At 56.9% G+C, this 20,682-nt stretch carries 16 protein-coding genes and 1 pseudogene; 7 read left to right on the forward strand and 10 right to left on the reverse strand.

Annotated elements, in window-relative coordinates; genetic code table 11:
• Positions 1–8 precede the first annotated feature (8 nt).
• Genes AC0B60_RS17785 through AC0B60_RS17795 form a run of 3 tightly spaced genes read left to right on the forward strand, consistent with a single transcriptional unit; the run spans position 9 to position 3,202 of the window.
• On the forward strand, positions 9–1,292 hold the full coding sequence (locus AC0B60_RS17785; protein WP_036202410.1) for a TRAP transporter large permease: 1,284 nt from the start codon (positions 9–11) through the stop codon (positions 1,290–1,292).
• A gap of 33 nt (positions 1,293–1,325) precedes the next feature.
• The gene (locus tag AC0B60_RS17790; RefSeq protein ID WP_041333611.1) at positions 1,326–1,766 is read left to right on the forward strand and encodes a universal stress protein; all 441 of its coding nucleotides are present in this window, start codon (positions 1,326–1,328) and stop codon (positions 1,764–1,766) included.
• Positions 1,767–1,789: 23 nt separating this feature from the next.
• Positions 1,790–3,202: an alanine/glycine:cation symporter family protein gene (locus AC0B60_RS17795; protein ID WP_465087244.1), complete on the forward strand. Its 1,413-nt coding sequence runs from the start codon at positions 1,790–1,792 to the stop codon at positions 3,200–3,202.
• 15 nt (positions 3,203–3,217) lie between these two features.
• Here AC0B60_RS17795 and AC0B60_RS17800 read toward each other — a convergent pair whose 3' ends face one another.
• Positions 3,218–5,491 carry a sensor domain-containing diguanylate cyclase gene (locus AC0B60_RS17800; RefSeq protein ID WP_465087245.1) on the reverse strand — a complete coding sequence of 758 codons (2,274 nt, stop codon included), beginning with the start codon at positions 5,489–5,491 and terminating at the stop codon, positions 3,218–3,220.
• Positions 5,492–5,699: 208 nt separating this feature from the next.
• Between AC0B60_RS17800 and AC0B60_RS17805 the strand changes: the two genes are divergently transcribed.
• Positions 5,700–6,656 (forward strand): HAD-IIA family hydrolase, encoded by a 957-nt coding sequence (locus AC0B60_RS17805; RefSeq protein ID WP_465087246.1) that lies wholly within the window; start codon positions 5,700–5,702, stop codon positions 6,654–6,656.
• A 30-nt stretch (positions 6,657–6,686) separates the two neighbouring features.
• Here the strand turns inward: AC0B60_RS17805 and AC0B60_RS17810 are convergent, their stop codons facing one another.
• The 6 genes from AC0B60_RS17810 to AC0B60_RS17835 form a co-directional block, all read right to left on the reverse strand.
• On the reverse strand, positions 6,687–7,730 hold the full coding sequence (locus AC0B60_RS17810) for an extracellular solute-binding protein (protein ID WP_465087247.1): 1,044 nt from the start codon (positions 7,728–7,730) through the stop codon (positions 6,687–6,689).
• Entirely contained in the window at positions 7,727–8,497 is a 771-nt protein-coding gene (gene potC / locus AC0B60_RS17815) for a spermidine/putrescine ABC transporter permease PotC (protein ID WP_465087248.1), read from the reverse strand. Before potC ends, AC0B60_RS17810 begins: the two co-directional genes overlap by 4 nt.
• A complete protein-coding gene (gene potB, locus AC0B60_RS17820; protein WP_465087249.1) occupies positions 8,494–9,354 on the reverse strand; it encodes a spermidine/putrescine ABC transporter permease PotB in 861 nt (286 codons plus the stop codon). The genes potC and potB overlap by 4 nt, the downstream gene beginning before the upstream one ends.
• The gene (potA, locus tag AC0B60_RS17825; RefSeq protein ID WP_465087250.1) at positions 9,347–10,477 is read right to left on the reverse strand and encodes a spermidine/putrescine ABC transporter ATP-binding protein PotA; all 1,131 of its coding nucleotides are present in this window, start codon (positions 10,475–10,477) and stop codon (positions 9,347–9,349) included. Before potA ends, potB begins: the two co-directional genes overlap by 8 nt.
• Positions 10,474–11,544, reverse strand: coding sequence for a TRAP transporter substrate-binding protein (locus AC0B60_RS17830; RefSeq protein WP_465087251.1), 1,071 nt, complete (start codon positions 11,542–11,544; stop codon positions 10,474–10,476). Before AC0B60_RS17830 ends, potA begins: the two co-directional genes overlap by 4 nt.
• 102 nt (positions 11,545–11,646) lie before the next feature.
• Positions 11,647–13,323 carry a methyl-accepting chemotaxis protein gene (locus AC0B60_RS17835; protein ID WP_465087252.1) on the reverse strand — a complete coding sequence of 559 codons (1,677 nt, stop codon included), beginning with the start codon at positions 13,321–13,323 and terminating at the stop codon, positions 11,647–11,649.
• Between the two features lie 268 nt (positions 13,324–13,591).
• Here AC0B60_RS17835 and AC0B60_RS17840 point away from each other — a divergent pair, with 268 nt between their 5' ends.
• A complete protein-coding gene (locus tag AC0B60_RS17840) occupies positions 13,592–14,953 on the forward strand; it encodes a CHAD domain-containing protein (RefSeq protein ID WP_465087253.1) in 1,362 nt (453 codons plus the stop codon).
• 7 nt (positions 14,954–14,960) lie between these two features.
• Here the strand turns inward: AC0B60_RS17840 and rarD are convergent.
• Positions 14,961–15,757: pseudogene (gene rarD, locus AC0B60_RS17845) on the reverse strand (EamA family transporter RarD).
• Positions 15,754–16,242: a YchJ family protein gene (locus AC0B60_RS17850; RefSeq protein WP_465087254.1), complete on the reverse strand. Its 489-nt coding sequence runs from the start codon at positions 16,240–16,242 to the stop codon at positions 15,754–15,756. Before AC0B60_RS17850 ends, rarD begins: the two are co-directional and overlap by 4 nt.
• A 109-nt stretch (positions 16,243–16,351) precedes the next feature.
• On the opposite strand from AC0B60_RS17850, the gene AC0B60_RS17855 reads away from it, so the two are divergent.
• Entirely contained in the window at positions 16,352–17,083 is a 732-nt protein-coding gene (locus AC0B60_RS17855; RefSeq protein ID WP_465087255.1) for a sulfite exporter TauE/SafE family protein, read from the forward strand.
• Between the two features lie 9 nt (positions 17,084–17,092).
• On the opposite strand, the gene AC0B60_RS17860 is transcribed toward AC0B60_RS17855, so the two are convergent.
• On the reverse strand, positions 17,093–17,773 hold the full coding sequence (locus AC0B60_RS17860) for a Frag1/DRAM/Sfk1 family protein (RefSeq protein ID WP_465087256.1): 681 nt from the start codon (positions 17,771–17,773) through the stop codon (positions 17,093–17,095).
• 141 nt (positions 17,774–17,914) lie between these two features.
• On the opposite strand from AC0B60_RS17860, the gene AC0B60_RS17865 reads away from it, so the two are divergent.
• A complete protein-coding gene (locus AC0B60_RS17865) occupies positions 17,915–20,680 on the forward strand; it encodes an endo alpha-1,4 polygalactosaminidase (protein ID WP_465087257.1) in 2,766 nt (921 codons plus the stop codon).
• The last annotated feature ends 2 nt before the right edge of the window (positions 20,681–20,682 follow it).

Genomic DNA, 20,682 nt, shown 5'->3' on the forward strand with positions numbered 1-20,682 from the left:
AGAAACTCATGGCGACTATAATGATGGTAATCATGATCGGGCTGCTGCTCCTGGGCTTCCCGATGATGGTTCCGCTGATTACCGGTGCGGTGGTCGGTTTTGTAATGATGTTTGATGGCTTCGGCCAGATGGGCACGTTCGTCCAGCAAATGATGGGAGGTATCCGTCCAGCCTCTTTGATTGCTGTGCCCATGTTCATTCTGGCGGCTGATATCATGACTCGCGGGCAGTCCGCCGACCGCCTGATCCATATGGTCATGGCCTTTATCGGACACATCAAAGGCGGGCTGGCGATCAGTACGGCCACCTCGTGTACCCTCTTTGGTGCGGTATCCGGCTCCACCCAGGCGACGGTTGTGGCTGTTGGTTCTCCCTTGCGTCCCAAACTGCTTAAAGCGGGCTATTCCGACTCGTTCTCACTGGCGCTGATCATCAACTCCAGTGACATTGCCTTTTTGATCCCCCCCAGTATCGGCTTCATTATCTACGGGGTTATTTCCGGAACCTCCATTGCCGAGCTGTTCATTGCAGGCATTGGTCCGGGCGTCATGATTCTAATGATGTTTTCAATCTACTGCCTGATCTATGCATACATTAACAAGGTCCCCACCGAGGAAAGGGCCGGCTGGAGAGAACGGGGGGTCGCCGTCCGTGAAGCACTATGGCCTCTTTTCTTCCCGGTCATCATTGTTGGTGGTATCTACGGCGGTATTTTCAGCCCTACGGAGGCCGCCGCTGTGTGCGTGCTGTACGCCTTCTTACTCGAGTTCGCGGTGTTCCGCTCGCTGAAGTTGCCGGACATCTATCGGATTGCCAAATCCACCGGCCTGATTACTGCTGTGGTTTTCATACTGGTTGCCGTGGGCAACGGCTTTTCCTGGATTATCTCCTTTGCACAGATTCCACAAACAATACTGGAAGCAGTTGGCGTCAATGAAGCCGGCCCGGTAGGTGTCCTGATTGCGATCTGTATCGCCTTCTTTGTTGCCTGCATGTTTGTTGACCCGATCGTGGTGATACTGGTGCTGACGCCGATCTTTGCACCGGCGATCGAAGCCACCGGTCTGGACCCAGTGCTCGTCGGGGTTCTGATTACACTGCAGGTCGCCATAGGCTCTGCAACGCCACCCTTTGGTTGTGACATATTCACTGCCATCGCCATATTCAAGCGCCCATACTGGGAAGTAATCCGTGGTACGCCACCGTTCGTCTTTATGCTGGTGGCAGCAGCCGGGCTGATCATCGCCTTCCCGCAAATTGCGCTGTTCCTTCGTGACGTTGCGTTCCGCTGAGGGATGTAGAGACCGGACTTCAGGGAGAGTGAAATGTTCAAGAAAATTCTGGTGGCCGTTGACGGTTCCAAGTCATCCTTCAAGGCCATGGACAAGGCCATTGAGCTACAGAAACTCATGGACACCGAGATCTATCTGATCTGTGTTTACAAGCATCACAGCCTGTTTGAGGCATCTCTATCGATTGGCCGGCCCGATAGCATGGATATCCCTGACAAGGTGCTATCGGAATACGCCAAGGAGATCGTCAACCATGCCAAGGAAAAGGCCAAAGAAAAGGGGGCGGTAAAGGTTCGGGGCTTTGTTAAAGCCGGCCGTCCTTCCAGCGTGATCGTCAAGTTTGCCAAGGACAAGGAGGTAGACCTGATTGTGGTCGGTACCCGGGGCACTCACAGCGATAAAGAGGGCATGCTGCTTGGCAGCGTGTCCCACCGCGTCGCTTCCAAGGCGAAATGTCCAGTGCTGGTAGTTTAACGACAACTGTTTAAGGAAGAACTATGACCACTATCGTAGATTCGCTGAACTCCATTCTGTGGGGCTACGTTCTGGTCTACGGCCTGCTGGGCGTTGGTGTCTTTTTCACCATCCGTCTGGGTTTTCTGCAATTCCTCAACTTTGGGGAAATGATCCGCGCCATTCGTGGCTCCCGTGACAGCGATGTCCACGGTATATCGCCGTTCCAGGCCCTGTGCACCAGCCTTGCCTCTCGCGTGGGCACCGGTAACCTCGCCGGTGTGGCGGTGGCCCTGTACCTTGGCGGTGCCGGCGCCATCTTCTGGATGTGGATGGTCGCCCTCGTCGGTATGGCAACCGGCTATGCGGAGAGCACATTGGCACAGCTCTACAAGGTACGTGATGGCAAGGGACAGTACCGGGGTGGGCCGGCGGTCTACATAACCAAGGGCTTGAAGGCTCCCTGGGCGGGCAGTGTTTTTGCCGTCTGCCTGATCCTGTCCTTCGGACTGGTCTTCAACGCTGTTCAGGCAAATTCCATTGCCGATGCCATGCAAGGTGCCTTTGGGGTGCCCAAGATTTGGGTTGGCATTGTAATCGCCGTTCTCGCAGGCATTGTCATCTTTGGTGGCCTGCGCTCCATCGTCCGGTTCGCAGAACTGGTGGTGCCACTGATGGCGGGTCTCTACGTGCTTATTGCGTTGGTGATTATGGCCATTCACATCACCGAAGTGCCAGGCGTGCTGATGACCATCGTAAAGAGCGCCTTCGGATTGGAAGAAGCCGCCGGCGGCGCGGCGGGTTCCATTACCGCCGCCATGCTCAACGGCATAAAGCGCGGGCTTTTCTCAAATGAGGCCGGTATGGGCTCGGCGCCCAATATTGCGGCAACCGCCACACCAGCACCCCACCACCCGTCATCCCAGGGATTGGTGCAGGCGTTCGGCGTGTTTGTCGACACCATCATTATCTGCACCGCAACAGCAGTGATGATTTTGCTCTCCGGCGTCATGGAACCAGGCTCCGGCATTACCGGAACCCAGCTTACCCAGGATGCCATGCAAAGCCACATTGGCGAGTCTGGCGCCTATTTCATCGCCATTGCCATTCTGTTCTTTGCATTCACGTCCATTGTCGCCAACTACACCTACGCAGAGAATGCCCTGATTCACCTTGGCGGTGACAGTACCATCGCCATTACACTGCTTCGCTCTGCCGTCCTGGGGATGGTTGTCTGGGGTAGTTACGAGGCGGTGGTGACTGTTTTCAACGCCGCTGACGCATCCATGGGTCTGATGGCAACCATCAACCTGATTGCCATTGTCATGCTTTCAGGGACGGTGGTGAAGCTGACAAAAGACTATCTTGCCCAGCGCAAACAGGGCGAGGTACCCCACTTCAAATCAAAAGACTACCCTGAGCTGCACGAAAAGATCGACGGCAACATCTGGCACTAGTACCCGTTCCGGCGCCTATGAAATCTCTACCCGGTCCCTGCCCGCCTCCTTGGCGCGGTAAAGGGCCCGGTCGGCAAGTCCCAGCAAGCTGTCTGGTGAGTCGCTGCATTCGGGCCAGCTGGACACCCCCACTGATATGGTTACGTGGCCCAACTCAAAGCCACCATGTTCCACCGGCATGGCACGGACAGCGTGGGCCAGTTCTCGCGCCTTATCGTAAGCGGCTTTTGCGGTGGAGCCGGCCATGATGATGACAAACTCCTCGCCTCCAAAACGACAGACCACATCGCTGTCGCGGAAATGCCGCGCCAGCACATCTGCCACGGTTTTCAGGGCGGAATCGCCGGCTTCGTGGCCATGAGTGTCGTTGAAGCGCTTGAAATGATCGATATCTACCATCAGTAGTGACAGCGGCTGGTCACCGCGCAAGGCCACCGCCGACTCGTGCTCCAGAAGCTGATCAAAATAACGGCGATTCTTCAGGCCGGTGAGCGCATCCTCGTATGAGTATTTCTGCAGTTCCTCCCGCAAGCTGATGCTTGAGAGCGCGATACCGATTTTCTGCACCCCCTGACTTAACGTCTGGAACAAACGGGCCACGCCGTAATCCGTGCCGTCAGCCGCAAACTCGTCTGGCACTTCCACAAACAACAGCGCCATTGTCACCGCCCCCTCGGTTGCCGACTGCAGATTGATCCACAAACACAATGACTCATCCTCGTCCTTCTGCCACCCGGACCAGGACTGATCCAGGTCCTGAACATGGCGGGCCGGTATCTGGCTATGGGGCGGCGGGCCCTCAGGAGTTCCGATGCGCAATGGTGATTCCGGTTCCCCGGCATACCCCCAGCGAGTCAACAGTTCATAGGCGCTGCCGTTTTCCACACGCTGATATAGCCTTCCCCGCAGAGGGCTGCACAGGTCAGGAAGTCGCCGCGCCAGGATATGGAACGTCTGGTTGAGGCTGATGCAATCCTGCAGTTCCCCGTTGATGTCGTTCAGAACACGGGTTTTTTCATTCTCGAACGTGAGCAGCCTCACCCTGGCCTGCTCACGGCGAGCCAACGCTTCCGCTTTTTGGGTTCGCTCTGTTACCTGCTGCTCCAGCGACAGGTTCAACCGATGGAGCGCCTGTTGGGTCCGTGCGTAGTGCCAGAGGGAAATCATCACTACGGCCAGCGAGAAGACCAGCGTGCCCCAACTGACCGGTACCCGCCCCCAGGGCAGGACGCCGTGGGCAACGGCCATATCCACCACCAATAGGCTGCAGAACACGCCGTAAGCGGCGAGGATGATCTGCTGTTCAATCTTCAGTTGTCTGAACCGCTTTACGACAACGACCGTGACGGTTGCAAGGGACGCTAACAGCAGCGCATCAAACGGCGGGTACGTTGATGACAGGTCAACCACACCCATCAATGCCAGCCCTATCGCCACCACCGCGTAGACAAGGTGAAGTTTCCAGACCAGATTAATTAACCAGGGCCTGCGATCACTGAACCACTGTTCCAGCAACAGTGCCATGGCCACCGGCAGCATGTAGTAGGAACCGGCGGCCAGATAGTCCCACATCATCGGCAGGTTCCAGATCAACTGACTGGCCTGGCTGTCGGACAGAAGCAGAACAGCGGACGACAAAGAGAACAGGGCAATGCTGCCAAAACTCTTCTTTTCCGTTTGCAACAGGGCAAAAATCATCGCTAGCAGGGCAATCAGGGCTGAAAAGCCGGAAATGACCAGGGCTTCGAGGGAGTTTTTCACGATAAACAGGGTCAGGGCCGGCCGCTCCATAATGGAGACTTCACCCCAGAGGCCAATGTCGGTGTAATCAGAGAAAATACGAAAATAGATCGGCTTGCCCTCAAATCCCTCGGGCAGCGGAATCGCGTGCCAGGGCCAACCTTCGAAACGCCCCCGGCCCTGATCATCAAACGTGCCGTATTGGTATATGTTCTCGCCGTCGAACCAGACCTGGGCAATCAGGTCGACACTGTAGACATACAGAACCGGCTCCTGCCACTCGCCCTCCGGAAGGGTGATGCGATACCACACATGTTCTTGTCCGTTGCGATCAGGCGGGTTGGATGGAAAGCTGATAGCATTCCATTGCCAGGGGGCCTGCCCCAGAGTCCACTCCGGCACCCCCTCCTCGGTCAATGGAGAATCGCCCCACCGATATTCCCATCCCTCGTCCAGGTCCACTGCCGCATACGCCGCCGAAGGCACCAAAAAGCTCAAAGCGATCAGGAGCATCAGCCTTACAGCATTAAAGGGGTACAGCATCTGCATACAGTGGGCTTGCCCTGTCGCCAAATAGTACAGTGCTACAATTATACAACATCTATGAGGTTAAACTCGCTCAGGCACGCCATAAAAACAAGTACTACCGGCTCCGTATACAACGATTTCATCGCCTTTCGGATCATCCTTTGCACAAAACCATCCAGTTGGTCGGAATGGGTTTCCGCTAAGGTGCGCCAAACGGTATTCTAGGCGGATGATCGATAATCACCCGATATCCTACGAAGGCATTACCCCAACCCCTGACTGGGCTTTCCAACAATACCAACGAATCCGGTGCTGGCTGCCGGACGGCTTACCGACGGACCAACGACCAGATCCGCAACTGCTGGACAACCTGCTGCCACTGGCCAATCAGTTCCAGGTTTTCGTATTCGATGCCTTCGGCGTGCTGAACGCCGGCCCTCGGGCTTTTCCGGTTGCCATTCAACGGTTTCGTGAGTTGCAGCAAATGGGCAAGCAAGTCCAGATTCTTTCCAACGCAGCTACCGCCCCCCACGCCAAACTGGTGGAGAAATATCAGCGCCTGGGGTTCGACATCACGCCGGAACAGTTGATCTCCAGCCGCTGGTTACTGGAGCGGTCTCTGTCAGACCGAGGACGCGAAGGCCTATGGGGTGTGATTGCCCCGGAGAATTCCGAGCCGGAGACATTGCCGCTAAACTGGCAACCGGTGCGGCCATCCGTCACAGAGCAACTGAAACGGAAACTGGACAGTTATGACGGCCTGATCATGCTCAGCAGCGAGGATTGGAACGAGGAGATGCAGACGGCACTGGAGGCCACGCTGACAAAGCGGCCGAGGCCACTGGAAATCGCCAACCCAGACCTGGTGGCGCCCCGCGGCGACTGCCTGACGCTGGAACCCGGGTTCTTCGCCCACCGGGCGCGGGAGGCAAGTGGTGTCCTGCCGCAGTTCTACGGCAAGCCCTATGCACCTGCTTTCCAAGCCGTGCTTGAGCGCTTCGCAGGCGTGCCGCCGGAACAGATACTCATGGTGGGCGACACCCTTCATACGGATATCCTCGGCGGGCAGAACGCCGGCATGAAAACCCTGCTGGTGACGGCCGATGGCTCCCTGCAGGGTATGGATATACCAGACTGCATTGCGCAGTCCGGCATTGCGCCTGACTTTATCGCCCCGGAGATCTGATTTCCGGGGCGAATCGGGCCGGTTGCACGTTTACTGCCCGGACTTCAGCATTTCCCAGTATTTGGTATAGACCTGCATGGCGTCGTCACCCACGTCCTTCTGGAACTCGGCGTTGGTCAGATCTTCCGGTGTCGGATAGCTGGTACGGTCGTTGGCCACCTCGTCGCTCAACAGTTCACGGGCCGAGAGGTTGGGTGTGGCATAGCCAATGTCCTCGCTGATCAGTGCGGAGATTTCCGGCCGCATGACAAAACTGATGAACTGATGGGCTGCGTCTGCGTTTTCGGCATTCTTGGGGATCACAAAGCTGTCCAGCCAGACGATGATACCTTCTTCCGGATAGACGTATTCGAGGGACGGCATATCTTCCTCGCCCATCACGGCTTCACCGTTCCAGATCATGCCAATATCGGTTTCACCTTCGAGATAGGGCATTCGCGGTGCGTCTGAGTTGAAAGTACGGACTGAGGGCATCAGTTCTGTCAGCTTTTCATAAGCTGACTCAATCTCCTTCGGATCGGTGCTGTTTCCGGAGTAACCAAGAACCCTGAGACCGATGTGGAACACCTCGCGCATGTCATTGGTGAGCATGACGCGTCCTTCGTATTTCTCGTCCCACAGATCCGACCAGGCCGTCACCTCTTCGCCCTCAACGTCACTGGCGTCGTAAGCCAGCCCTGTGGTGCCCCACAGATAGGGAACGCTGTACTGGTTGTCGGGGTCGATATCCAGGTTTATCAACTCGGGGTCAAGCTTTTCGAAGCCTTCGAGTTTCTCATGGTCGATCTTCTCAAGCAGGCCTTCTTTCCGCATCTTGTTGACGTAATAGGTGGACGGCAGCGCCAAGTCATACTGACCGCCTTCATCGAGCAGCTTCAGGCGTGCGTACATGGCCTCATTGCTGTCGTAGGTGGTATAGACCACCTGGATCCCGGTCTCATTCTCGAAGCGGTCCAATACCTCCTGGGGCATGTATTCAGACCAATTGTATAGGTTGAGTACCTGTGGTTCTTCCTGAGAACCGCATCCGGTCAGGGTTGCAGCTATCAGGCCCGCCAACGCCAGTTTTTTCATCGTTTGCTCCTTGTCAGTATCCATTGGGACAACATCAACATCGTCAGGGAAAACACCAGCAGCAGGGTGCCCAGGGCATTCACTTCCGGTTTCAGGCCCACACGCACCATAGAGTAGATGCGCAGTGGCAGAATTTCATAGCTGGGGCCACTCACGAAGGTGCTCACCACCACATCGTCCAGTGACAGAGTGAATCCCAACAACCACCCGGCCAGCAACGCTGGCATGATCACCGGAATCAGTACCGTGCGGGTCATGGTGAAATCACTGGCGCCCAAATCCCGTGCCGCTTCAGGCAGGCTTTCATCAAACCCACTCAATCGCGCCATAACGGTGATGACAACAAATGGCAGGCAAAAGGTGACGTGGGCCAACAGCAGAGAGATAAATCCCAGTTGCAGCCCTATTAACAGGAACAGCGCCAGCAACGAGATGGCCAGGACAATCTCCGGTGACATCATCACCACAAACAGCATGCCCCGCAGCACACGCTTGCCACGAAAGCGATACCGATGAAGGGCCAACGCTGTCAGCGCACCAATCATGGTCGATATCGTGGCTGCCGTCAGTGCCAGCCAGAGGGAATTCCACATGGCCTGGACCATGGCGTGGTTATCGAACAGCGACTCATACCATTGCAGGCTGAGCCCGCCCCAGCGGTACCCGGTGCGGGAGTTGTTAAACGAGAACACCACCAGCACCAGGATGGGCAGGTAGAGCACCACATAAACCAGGGTGAGATAGGTTTTCGGTAGCCAGCGATTCATGCCCTGGCCTCCTCTCCGAGTCGCCGCTGGCTGAGCCGGTGCGCAAACAGCAGGACGGCCATGGCGACCGTCAGAAGCACACTGGCAGCGGCGCCGAAGGGCCAGTCGCGCGCATCCAGGAACTGGTTCTTGATGACATTACCGACCAGCAGGGTGCGGGAGCCACCCAGTATGTCCGCCACGAAAAACAGGCCCATGGCCGGCAGCAGCACCAGCATCACGCCAGCCAGCACTCCCGGCAAGGTCAGGGGTATCGTCACGTGCAGAAACGTTGAAAGCTTACCCGCCCCCAGGTCGTGCGATGCCATCAGCAGTTCTTTCCTCAGGTCGTCAAACACGGAGTACAGCGGCAGGATCATGAACGGCAACAGCAGATACACCAGCCCGATGACTACAGCGCCTTCGGTGTAGAGCATTCTCAGCGGCTCGTCGATCAGCCCCAACTCCATGAGTGCATTGTTGATCAGGCCGTTGGTGGCCAGCAGCAGTTTCAGGGCATAGGTGCGCACCAGGGAGTTGGTCCAGAAAGGCACGATCAACAGGAAGATCAGCAGGGTCTGGCGCTGTTTACCCAGGCCAGACAGTGCCCAGGCAAAAGGATATCCAATCAGCAGGCAGAAGACGGTCGTCATGCCGGCCATGTAGAGGGAGTTCAGAAACACCCCCAGGTACAGCGGGTCGAACAACTGCCGGTAACTGTCCAGGTTCAGCGGCAGCGAGAGGAAGGTACCGGGGTCTCGTGTCATCACGCTGGCACCCACCACCAACAGGTTCGGGGTGAGCACAAGAAGCAACAACCAGCCCCAGACCAGAATCAGTACCGCGGTTTTGAAGGGCTGCTGTAACACCCTATGCATTCGTACTCAGCTCTTCTTCTATTTCGTTATTCACGGGCTCCAGTTCAACCGGTAATAACCATTCCCAGCCGTCGACCCAACTGACCCGGACCGGCTCACCCAACTTGTAGTCAAAGGTAGGGTCATCTTCATCAAAAAACTCACTGGCCAGCACTTCAGTACCGTCCTCGAGGTGAATCACCGAGTCCAGCGTGCTGCCTTTATAGTTACGTTCTACGATTCTTCCGGCCAGGCCCTTTTCGTCTTCAGGAGCCAGCACACGAATATCTTCCGGGCGCAGTAGCACATTTACCTGCTCACCCTCGCGCAGCGTAAACCCCGGCTTCTGAAGGGTACGGTTCAGGCCCAGGATATTCAGTGTAATGCCACCATTTTCAACCGAGGTCAGATATCCCGGGAAAAGATTGGTCTCCCCAACGAAGCGCGCTGTAAAGAGATTGGCGGGCCGCTCATAGATTTCCCGAGGCGTACCCAGTTGTTGAATAGCGCCGTCCTTCAGGACCACCACCCGGTCCGACATCGACAGGGCTTCTTCCTGATCATGAGTGACGAATACAAATGTTATGCCCAGCTCTCGCTGCAGTCGCTTCAACTCCACCTGCATGGTCCGACGCAACTTGTAGTCAAGCGCAGACAGGGGTTCATCCAGTAACAAGAGTTGCGGACGCTTGACTACAGCTCGGGCAATGGCCACCCGCTGCTGTTGGCCACCCGAAAGCTGATGCGGCTTACGGCGAGCAAAGTCCTGCAACTGCACCATCGCAAGAACATCGTCCACGCGCTGACGAATTTCGTCCCTGGGCCGTTTTTCCATCTTCAGGCCATAGGCGACGTTGTCGTACACCGACATATGGGGAAACAACGCGTAGTTCTGGAACACGGTATTCAGCGGACGGTGCTCGGGGGCAGCATGGGTTATGTCATGGCCAGACAGGCTAACTACCCCGATGTCTGGCTGTTCGAAACCCGCCATCAGGCGCAGCAGGGTGGTTTTTCCGCACCCCGACGGCCCCAGAAAGGTGATGAACTCGCCGTCCAAGATATCCAGATCCAGCGAGTTCAGCACAGTCCTGCCGTCGAACGCCTTGGAGACACTCTTCAGGGAGAGTAGCGCCTCTTTCATTCACCCGAGACGCTGTTGAGGTAGGCCTTGTCGGAAATGTTCGTCCACTGCCGGACCTGTTTCAGGTATTCCTGCTGTGAGGTGATAATTTCCCGGGCCAACTCGTCCTTCTCAGACTCTTCCGCCAGCAATTTTTCGGTAGCCTCGCGCAGCGCCTCAATCACTTCCGGCGGGAAAGTCTTGTGGGTCACATTCGGATAGTCTTCTTTCATGCGGTCCCAGGCTACACCACTTTCGTGGGTGCTCTGGATATACATGTCGTAGGCTGCTGTACGCATGGAAACCCGCAGGATTTCCTGCAACTCTTCGGGCAGCTCATCCCAGGTTTTCTGGTTGATCAGGAACTGCACTTCCGCACCCGGCTCCTGCCAACCCGAGTAGTAGTATTTTGCGATCTGGTGGAACCCCATCTGGAAATCCAGTGCCGGGCCTACCCACTCCAGCGCGTCAATCGTGCCCCTTTCCAATGCGCTGTATAGCTCACCAGGGGGAATATTGGTCACCGCCACACCCACCTCGGACATTACCTCGCCGGCAAATCCGGGCGTACGCATTTTCAGGCCTTGAAGGTCCTCAACGCTCTCGATTTCCTCGCGGAACCAACCACCCATCTGGTTGCCGGTGTTACCGCCGGGGAACGACAGCAGCCCATGGGGCCGATATACCTTTTCCATCAACTCCATGCCTTCGCCGTGGTAAAACCAGGCGTATTGCTCCGGCGCGATCATCCCGAAGGGCACGGTGGTGAAGTACATGGCGTTGGGAATTGAGCCTTTGTAGTAATAGGACGCTGTATGCCCCATGTCGTACTGGCCCGCCTTCACCATATCGAAGATACCAAACGGCGCCTTGTGCTTGTTGGAGGAATCAATCCGGAACTGCAGACGGCCACCGGACATTTTCTCAGCCATGGCGGCCATATTTCGGGGTGTTTCGCCCAGAATCGGAGAGTTGGGCCCCCAGGTTTCCGCCAGGCGGATGGTGTAGGTTTCCTGGGCCACCAGCGAGGTACTTACCAGTGCCAGCGAGAGGGCCAGGACAGTCATGAAGTGTTTATGAATAGTCATAGCGAGGTCAGCTTCCGTTTTTGTAGTGGTCGGATCAGATCGCCCACATCATAGCTTGCTGGCCGGCTAACGCCAATCGTCGGCCGACCAGAAGCAACGGTTCTATACCTTGAACTGGCCTACCAGCTCACGCAGACTTTCGCCCAGCCGCGCCAGCTCGTGGCTCGCTTCGTTGGTCTGATTTACGCCTGTATCGCTACGCTGCGCCGCGTCCACAATGCGCACCACGTTCTGGTTAATTTCCTCGGCCACCTGGCTTTGCTGCTCCGCCGCTGTGGCAATCTGGGTCACCTGATCATGAATATGGCCCACAGATTTCTCAATGGTGCGCAGGGCATCGGTGGCGTGGTTGATGCGTTCAACGGTTTCACTGGAACGCTTGCGAGACGCATCCATTCGCTCCACAGCCGCACGGGACTCGGTCACGAAGCCGTCAATCATACCGCGAATCTGGTCAGCGGATTCCGCACTGCGCTTGGCCAGTTGGCGGACTTCATCGGCAACCACCGAGAAACCACGGCCATGCTCACCGGCCCGGGCGGCTTCAATGGCCGCGTTGAGGGCCAGCAGATTGGTCTGGTCAGTGACGGCGTGGATAACATCCAACACTTGGGTAATCTCGTCGGTTTTCTCAGCCAGATTACTGATACGGCCAGAGCTGGATTCAATCTCTTCCGACAACTGATTGACGGACGCTTGTGCGTTGGCAATGGTCTCGCCGCCATCCCGTGCAAGCCTGTCGGCGTCGGAGGCCGCGCTTTCCACCGAGTTGGCATTGCCGGAGATCTGCTGGATGGTAGCCGCCATTTCGTTGATAGCGGACGCAATCTGATCCGTTTCAGAACCCTGCTCCTGCACCGAGGCACGGGTTTCATTGGCGACGCGGCTGAGTTCTTCCGCTGCGGAGGCCACCTGGTCAGTGGTAGCGCCGACATCTCGGATGGTGTCCTGGATTTTCACCACGAAGGCATTGAAACGGCGCCCAAGCTCCGCGAGTTCGTCGCTTCCTTCCTCCGGCAAGCGGTGTCGGAGGTCGCCCTCACCCTCGGAGATGTCCTGCATCATGGCAATCACGGTGTTCAACGGTTTTGTCACCGTACGGCCCACAAACACGCCGATAAGAAGTGCGATTATCACGACGACCAAGGTAACCAAAACGATAAAACCAAGGGTTTCAGCAATCTCGGCTTCAATATCCGCGCGTGCAGCAGAAACAACCCGTTCAATGTCGGTGACATAAACGCCAGTGCCAATCATCCAATCCCAACCCGGGATAATGGTGGAATAAGACACCTTTGGTTCCACCTCGCCAGACTCCGGATTGGGCCAGTCGTAACCGAAAAAGCCCCCCTCTTCGGCTGCATCAAACAGCGACCGAACCAGTTTCTGTACGTCTGGGTTCGTTGTGGGGCCCTCGCGGGAAGGGTCGGGAGCGTAGGCCAAATTTTCCAGGTCGCGAGCGTACGCGAAAACATAGTTTCCGCCCTCGAACCTGATTGAACGTAGACGCTTCCGTGCCTCTTCCTTCGCTTCGCTCTCCGAAAAATCCGGATTGTTCTTGGCATTCAAAACCAGAGAGCGCGCCGTGTCCACAAGGTTCTTTACACCTTCCTTTCTTGCCTCCAGCAAACTCGCTTCCAGGCGTTCAAGCTCGGCCTCACCACTGCTCTTGATTTGGGCGACCGTAATCCAGGCAAGGGTTGTCGCCGTAATTACCACCGGGACCAGAACGCCCAGCAGAAGACGGGACCGTATGCGTAACCGGCTCAGCAATGTCATTAAGGACTTCTCCGTATGGGATCAAATATTCAGGTCAATTATCCACAACCGGGCACCCAGGGTGTGTTCCAGTTTGTAATATCGATGTGTTCGGACTCGGGGTATAAAGCTGCGACACTGACACAACTCATTCATGCATTTGCTTTTATTGTTTACCGTGTTAACGGCCGGTAGCTGATGGACTTGAACCAGCGTTAGACTAAAGGTCTAGTTCCAAACGTCCGATTCATCAAGCCTGGCCCAATGAAAGCCAGCGTCAGGGGCATGGATGAAAAATCTCTATCTGATTCGCCACGCCAAATCCAGCAGGGCCGATGACGGCCTTTTTGATCACCAGCGCCCCCTCAACAACCGGGGCCTGGAACAGCTGGACCCCATGGGCAAGGCAATCCGTGCAGACGGGGCGTTCGATGGAACGGTGTACTACAGCAATGCAGCCCGCGCCCGACAGACCCTGGAAGGCCTGATCCCGAGCAACCATCACCACGCCGTCCATCCGGCACCTGTTCTCTATACGTTTAACCATGAGGTCGTGCTCGACTGGTTGCGCGACCGGGACGAAGACAGCATTACCCTTGTTGGCCACAACCCAGCGCTGGAGGAACTGGCGGGCTTTCTGTTAAAGCACGCTCCAGATGTTTTCCCCACTTGCAGTTACATGCACATTGCGCTGCCAATAGAGCACTGGCGCGAAATCGGCAGAAACAAGGGCCGGCTTGAAAGGTTCCTGACGCCAAAAGACGTCAGCTACGAGCAGTTTCATCGCAAACGGAAGAAAATCCGCATCGATGAGCACTCGCCCCTTGCAGGACATATCCCTGAGTCGCTGTTACATCAGTATCAACGCATCAGGGATCTGGAACCGGGCGTATTGCAGGGGTACGACGACGAATTTCTGCACCAGTATCGCATTGCCATCCGCCGCAGCCGGGCCATCGCCGAAGCGGCTATCGAAATCAGTGGTGACGGCGATTTACGCAAGGCCGTCAAGGCATTGAAGCGACATGGCCAAGCCACCAGCCGGCTCAGGGACCTCCACGTATTACTGAGCAACCTGGCGCAATGGCCGTTGGAGGGAGATACTCATGTAGCCCTGGTGAGCTCCGGCGCCCGCAGCCATTTCGCCAACCTGGCGGAGGTTGAACACCAGAAACTGACCAAACAACTGAACGGCAGGCAATACCGCAAAGACATGGATGAGTGGTATCAGCTTCTCACATCCGGCCACCTTCCGAAGGCAATCCGGGAACTGGCCACCGAAGACATCCGGAAAGCCCTGAAAAAGCACACCCACAAGCACAACAATCTGGCGCGGCAACTGAACGAACAGTCCCCGGACGATCACTTCCACACCCTGCGCAAACGGCTGAAACGCATACGCTACCTGGCCGAATTGGACAAACCGGCGTTTCGCGACATGCTCAGGCAATTAAAGCATCGTCAACAACGGTTCGGTGACTTCCAGGACCTGCACGTGCAGATTGATATGCTCCTGGACTTTCGCAACAGCATTGCCACGGAGCCTGACATGCTGTCGCCGGTGGCGGGCCTGAACACGCTGATCTCAAGTCTTTTCGAGGAGAAAAGTCGCGTACGGGATAACCTACTGTTCCTTGGTAACATTGGCTGACACTTCACTACTTGGGGGTTTGGTTCATCCCTCGCCCCACCCAGGCCGACCAGGAATAAAGCCCCAGCGCCACCCAGATCATCACGAAACTAACCAGCTTCTCACCGCTCATTGGTTCATCAAACACAAACAGCGCGATGAAGAACTGCAGCGTGGGGTTGATGTACTTCAGAAAGCCCACCGTCGCCAAGCGTAGCCGGCGGGCTGCACCCGCAAAAAACAACAGGGGGATGGCCGTGACGATACCGCTGGACATCAGAAGCAGCGCAATGGTGATGTTGTCAGTGAAGTGAGATTCTCCAACGGAACCCAGCAACCCGAGAGCCAGCAGTCCCACGGGTAACAGAAGCAGCGTCTCCACAAACAGGCCGGAAAGGCCATCCAGCTCCACCTGCTTTCGAAGCAGGCCGTAGGTGCCGAAACTGAACGCAAGCACCAGGGTAATCCAGGGCACCACACCCAACAGAAAAAGCTGATAAAGAATGGCGATGGTCGCCAATGCAACCGCCACGATTTGTAGTCGGGAAATGCTCTCCAGCAGCACGAGCATTCCCAGGCCTACATTCACCAGGGGTGTAAGGAAATACCCCAGGCTCGCCTGGAGCACATGACGGGTTTCCAACGCCCCAGGAAGCTCACTACAATGGCCAGGAACACACAGGACCAGACAATCCGGTGAACCAGCACTTCGTAGGACGGCACACCCTCGAAAAGGGCGAAATAAATCGGGAAGCAGCCCCACAAGGTATAGGCGGCAAGGCCGAAGCCCACTCCCTTAGCTGCATCGGGCGAGGTAGGTTTCACAGACAACAGGCCTTGTATTTTTTGCCACTTCCGCAGGGGCAGGATTCGTTCCGGCCGGGCTTGAGGGTGCCCTCGCGGGTTTCACCCGACACGTAATACCAGCACTCATCGTCGCGAATGAAATGGGAGTTTTCTTCCAGATACCCCCAGCCGTCGCTTGCCCGGTAAAGGGCGCGAAAGTGCACCGCGCCCTGGTGTGCGCCTTCATCGGACGACAGTACCTGCAGCGATACCCACCTTGGCGCATCGGTCAGCTCAAGATTTTGGGGCCGGGTGCTGATGTGCCATGTGGCTTTCAGATAATCTGTCAGGTTCAGCACAAACGCGCTGTAGCGAGATCGCATAAGGGCTTCCGGTGAGGATGCCGGTTTGCCCTCATGGCATGGCTTACAGCAAGCGCTGTACGATTGGCCGCTGCCACAGGGGCAATCGTACAGGGTAATCTCTGCAGCCATCGGGTCGTCCTCATCGCCAGTTGTTGCCATTCACGGACCCGGCGGACCCAGGACACGTAAATGGTTCATTTTAACAGTTTTAGTTGCCCTGTGGCTGTGCTATCAACAAGCATCAATTTACCTGATCGAGTAGCCTATTGTGACTGACCTCTCCCTGTTGCAAATACTCCTTGCCAACCTGGCTCTGTTGGCCGGTGCCTGTCTGCAAGGGGTGGCAGGTTATGGTATCGGTACGCTGGCGGCACCATTGCTGTTCCTGATCAGCCCCATGCTGATACCGGCGCCGCTGGTTTTGAACGCCGTGATTCTGACAATTCTCATGCTACTGCGGAACCGGGGCGCCTTGCAGGTCCGCGAAGTGCGTTTTGCCATTGGCGGTGGCGTTGGCGGCATGATCCTGGCTGGAATTACTCTGATGCTGATTTCACCCACAGGATTCGAGCTGGCATTCGGCGTTCTGATCCTGATTGGCGTATTACTGAGCGCCGGCGGCTTGCGCCCCGCCCTGAACGCTCGCAATAGCATCCTGGCCGGTGCCGCCTCGACTTACATGGGAACCATTACCGCCGTCGGCGGCCCACCCATTGCACTGATCTACCAAAACGAAAAGGGTCCGCTGGTGCGGGCCAATATGTCGGCCTTTTTCCTGGTGGCGAGCTTTTTCAGTATTGCCGCCCTGGTGGTCTCCGGCTACCTGGGGCAGCGGGAACTACAGTTGTTTGCGGTCACCTTCCCGGGGGTTCTCATCGGCTTCTGGCTTTCTGGCAAGCTGGTCAATCGCATGCCTTTTGACGGGCTGCGGCCGGTCATTCTCGGCATCGCCGCCATTGCCGGTGTGGCGGCACTGGTTCGCGGACTGATGTCGCTTTGAGTCACCGGATCACTCCGCCCACAGTCTCGCCCGAAAATGACTCTGTTTCCACAATACCGCGATCCATATCGCATGAAGGTTGATCAGAAACGCCAAACTCCATTCGAAGGCGTCGTCTATCTGACTGTATACCTCCGGCACAACGGCGGTGAGAATCACCGATAGAATACCCACGGCCAGTATCAGCTCACAAAGCCGCAACAATCGCCTGCCGTGGGCGTGCCATCGCGGGTGCCCCTTCAGTGCCGAGCTGATCAGCAACTGCGCAATGAACGTCAGCGAGAAATACAGCACGACACCAATCCGGCGAATCAGGTTGAAACCGTCTCCTTCGTGACCGAGCGCCAAGGTGTATGCCGCCAGCGACGTACAGCCGACAAAGCCCAGCCAAGGAACCCAGGGCCGACCGCGGCTGGTGGCACCCAGTTGCAGCAACCAACGACCGTTGAGAATCCAGAACAGAATGCCAAGAATCGCCGCCGGCAACATGGTGCCCTTGAAAATGAAATAGCTGGTACCGTATCGGCCGGTGCGGCTGATGCTCGTGCAACTGTCCCAGTACGGAATGCACCAGGAAATATGTCCCTCCAGCACCGACACCGCGAAAGTCGTGTGAATGGTAACCAGCGGCGTCAGCACGGCGGCCATGGCCAGCCACCACAGGGGGATGCCGTTCTTCACGGAGGTCATAACGCTATTCTCACATTACAAAATGTTCGGAAAATCGAGTGCTTGCAGTCTGTCATCTATACTAGATTAGCAACGTATTACTCATTCGCGATGACTCTGTGCGCATCATTCAGTCGCTGCTTTACCTGATTCCGGCCCCACATGATAAGACGACACCCTCTGCTTCAGCTTCTTGCAGTCGCCCTACTGTTACTCTTCGGTTCGGCCAATGCCGTGGGTCAACCGCCCAACATCGCATTCTATTATGGTAACGAAGCGCCAATAGGCAGTTTGATGGCCTACGATTGGGTGGTGCTGCAACAGGACCAGGCCAGCGACGCGCGTGTCGACTTACTGGCCAAGGCCGACACCGCTCCCATTGCCTACGTCAGCGTGGGAGAAATGGCACGCAGCCATCGCCTGTTCGGAAATCTGCAGAAGGACTGGCTAATCGGCAAGAACCCGGCCTGGTCAAGCGCTGTGTTGGATCTGCGCAACCCCGAAGTCCGCGCCTTCCTGCTGGACAACCTCATTGATCCGGCGTTCAAACGCGGCTTTCAAGGGGTGTTTCTCGATACCCTGGACAGCTTTACGCTTGCCGCCAATGGCGAAGCGCAAATGCAAGCCTTCGCAGAAGCCCAGACAACACTGATTTCAGACATCCGCGCCAGGCACCCGAACGGCAAGATCATCCTCAACCGCGGCTTCCACCTGCCGGACAGCGTTATCGGCCAGGTCGACGGGCTTGCCCTGGAGTCCTGGCGTAATGGCTACAACGCCAAGGACAAACGTTACTACAAAGTCTCTGAAACAGACCGGCAGTGGCTGGACAAACAGCTACAACGCTGGCGTGAGGCGCGACCTGACATGCCCATGATTGCCATCGATTACGTCGCGGACGCTTCCCAGGCCGAGGAACTAGCAGGCCAGCTGCGTCGCGACGGTTTTGTGCCCTGGGTAGCTAACCCGGCCCTTGATCGCCTCAGCCCGTCCCAACCAGCGCAGGTGAAACGCCATGTCCTGGTGATTCATGACTTGCCGGAATTCAATATGGACCGAAGCGCTGCCCATCGTTTTGGTGGCATTGTCCTGGAGCGTTCCGGATTCATCCCACAGTACCATTCCGCGCTAGAGACACTGCCAACGGAGCCCACCGAAGACCGGTACGCAGGTATCCTGGTGTGGTGGGAAACCGGGGATCGCCACAGCGGCCTTTGTTCATGGCTTGCCCAGCAACAGGACAAGGGCATACCGGTTGTGCTGATGGGGCTGATTCCCGGTAACCCGGCGTGCAGCGACGTAATGGCGGCCAACAGTACCGCGGTGCCCGCTGCGCCTCTGAACCATGAGCGTACACACCCGTCGGTGACCAATTACGAAGGTGGGCGGCTGCCCTCCCTGACCACACAAGCCATGCCGCAAGTAGAAGGACACACGCCCTGGCTGACCATCACCGACGCGCAGGGCCAGCGGTTCTCGGCCATCTACACTCATAACAGGGGCGGCGTGGCGTCGGCGCCCTACCTGTTCGAAACCGGGCCCGACGACGAAGCCTACTGGCTGTTCAATCCCTTCGAGTTTATCCAGCAGGCCTTCGGTACACCTGACATGCCGGTGATTGACACCACCACTGAAAATGGCCGCCGCATACTCACGGCCCACATTGACGGCGATGGCTTCGTTTCGCGGGGGGAGTTTCCCGGCAGCCCGCTGAGCGCCCAGGTTATCCAGGATGAGATTCTGTCGCGGTATGAGCTGCCCCACACCGTTTCGGTCATTGAAGCGGAAGTTTCCCCCAAGGGCTTATACCCAGGCGCGAGTGAAGAGGCGGAGCGCATTGCCAGGGCCATATTCAGAATAAATTCAGTGGAAGTTGCATCTCATACCTACAGTCATCCGTTCTTCTGGCAATCGATCGAGGGTGGCCCCGCCCCGAGGCTTGAAAACACACTGTATGGCTATTTCATGAACATCCCGGATTACCAGGCTTCGCTTGAACGCGAAATCGAAGGTTCTGTCCGTTACATTAATCAACGCCTGGCCCCGGCGGCCAAGCCCGTGTCGGTCTTCCTATGGACAGGCGACGCCCGGCCCGGCGCCAACGCCCTGAAACGGGTTCGGGAAGCGGGCCTGGTCAACGTTAATGGCGGCAACACCAAGCCATTGCCCTATGCGTCCGAATTGGCGGCAACCTGGCCCGACGCCCGGCCAGTGGGCGATGAGCTACAAGTGTACGCTCCGGTAATGAACGAAAACGTTTACACTAACGATTGGACAGGCCCTTATTATGGTTTTCGTAATGTGACGAACACCTTCCGAATTCTCGAGGACAAGGGCCGGCTGAAGCCCATGGGCATTTACTACCACTTCTATTCGGGCACCAAACCCGAGGCCTTGGGAGCCCTGCACGAGATCTACCAATACGCCCTTGATCAACCCGTCACGCCGCTCTATCTCAGCGATTACGCCAAGCGCGTACAAACACTCTATTACTCGGCGTTGCTCCGGGACGACGGCGGCTGGCGCTGGCGCGGCATTGGCCAGCCCCATACCGTTACCGTTACACGGGGCCTATTTCCCGACCTGGAAAAAAGCACAGGCGTCGCTGGTTTCCACGATGTCGCCGGCCAGCGCTACGTACATCTGACCGGTGATTCGCCCCATCTGTTCCTGACCGACACTGCCCCGAAAGGTCCGTGGCTGGCCCATGCCAATGGCGTACTTACCCAATGGCAGCGCGAGCAGGTAGCCGGAAAATGGCGGATAACACTCGGACTGCAAAGCCACCGGAACGTGGAATTCAGCCTTGCGGGAACCAACCGGTGCACCACCAGCGATGGTTCAGCGCGGATGAGCCAGGCGGACGGACAAGTGCGGATTGCTCTCACCGGCCGGCAAACGGAATCCCTGATGCTGGAGTGCCAATAGCG

It is taken from the genome of Marinobacter sp. V34, assembly GCF_055524115.1.

Bases quoted from the DNA above. Each gene is read 5' to 3' on its own strand.
- AC0B60_RS17795 (WP_465087244.1), top strand. From the start codon at position 1,790: ATGACCACTATCGTAGATTCGCTGAACTCCATTCTGTGGGGCTACGTT.
- potA (WP_465087250.1), bottom strand. From the start codon at position 10,477: ATGAAAGAGGCGCTACTCTCCCTGAAGAGTGTCTCCAAGGCGTTCGAC.
- AC0B60_RS17850 (WP_465087254.1), bottom strand. From the start codon at position 16,242: ATGGCAACAACTGGCGATGAGGACGACCCGATGGCTGCAGAGATTACC.
- AC0B60_RS17790 (WP_041333611.1), top strand. From the start codon at position 1,326: ATGTTCAAGAAAATTCTGGTGGCCGTTGACGGTTCCAAGTCATCCTTC.
- AC0B60_RS17810 (WP_465087247.1), bottom strand. From the start codon at position 7,730: ATGAAAAAACTGGCGTTGGCGGGCCTGATAGCTGCAACCCTGACCGGA.
- potB (WP_465087249.1), bottom strand. From the start codon at position 9,354: ATGCATAGGGTGTTACAGCAGCCCTTCAAAACCGCGGTACTGATTCTG.
- AC0B60_RS17835 (WP_465087252.1), bottom strand. From the start codon at position 13,323: ATGACATTGCTGAGCCGGTTACGCATACGGTCCCGTCTTCTGCTGGGC.
- AC0B60_RS17785 (WP_036202410.1), top strand. From the start codon at position 9: ATGGCGACTATAATGATGGTAATCATGATCGGGCTGCTGCTCCTGGGC.
- AC0B60_RS17865 (WP_465087257.1), top strand. From the start codon at position 17,915: ATGATAAGACGACACCCTCTGCTTCAGCTTCTTGCAGTCGCCCTACTG.
- AC0B60_RS17830 (WP_465087251.1), bottom strand. From the start codon at position 11,544: ATGACTATTCATAAACACTTCATGACTGTCCTGGCCCTCTCGCTGGCA.
- AC0B60_RS17800 (WP_465087245.1), bottom strand. From the start codon at position 5,491: ATGCAGATGCTGTACCCCTTTAATGCTGTAAGGCTGATGCTCCTGATC.
- potC (WP_465087248.1), bottom strand. From the start codon at position 8,497: ATGAATCGCTGGCTACCGAAAACCTATCTCACCCTGGTTTATGTGGTG.
- AC0B60_RS17805 (WP_465087246.1), top strand. From the start codon at position 5,700: ATGATCGATAATCACCCGATATCCTACGAAGGCATTACCCCAACCCCT.
- AC0B60_RS17840 (WP_465087253.1), top strand. From the start codon at position 13,592: ATGAAAAATCTCTATCTGATTCGCCACGCCAAATCCAGCAGGGCCGAT.
- AC0B60_RS17860 (WP_465087256.1), bottom strand. From the start codon at position 17,773: ATGACCTCCGTGAAGAACGGCATCCCCCTGTGGTGGCTGGCCATGGCC.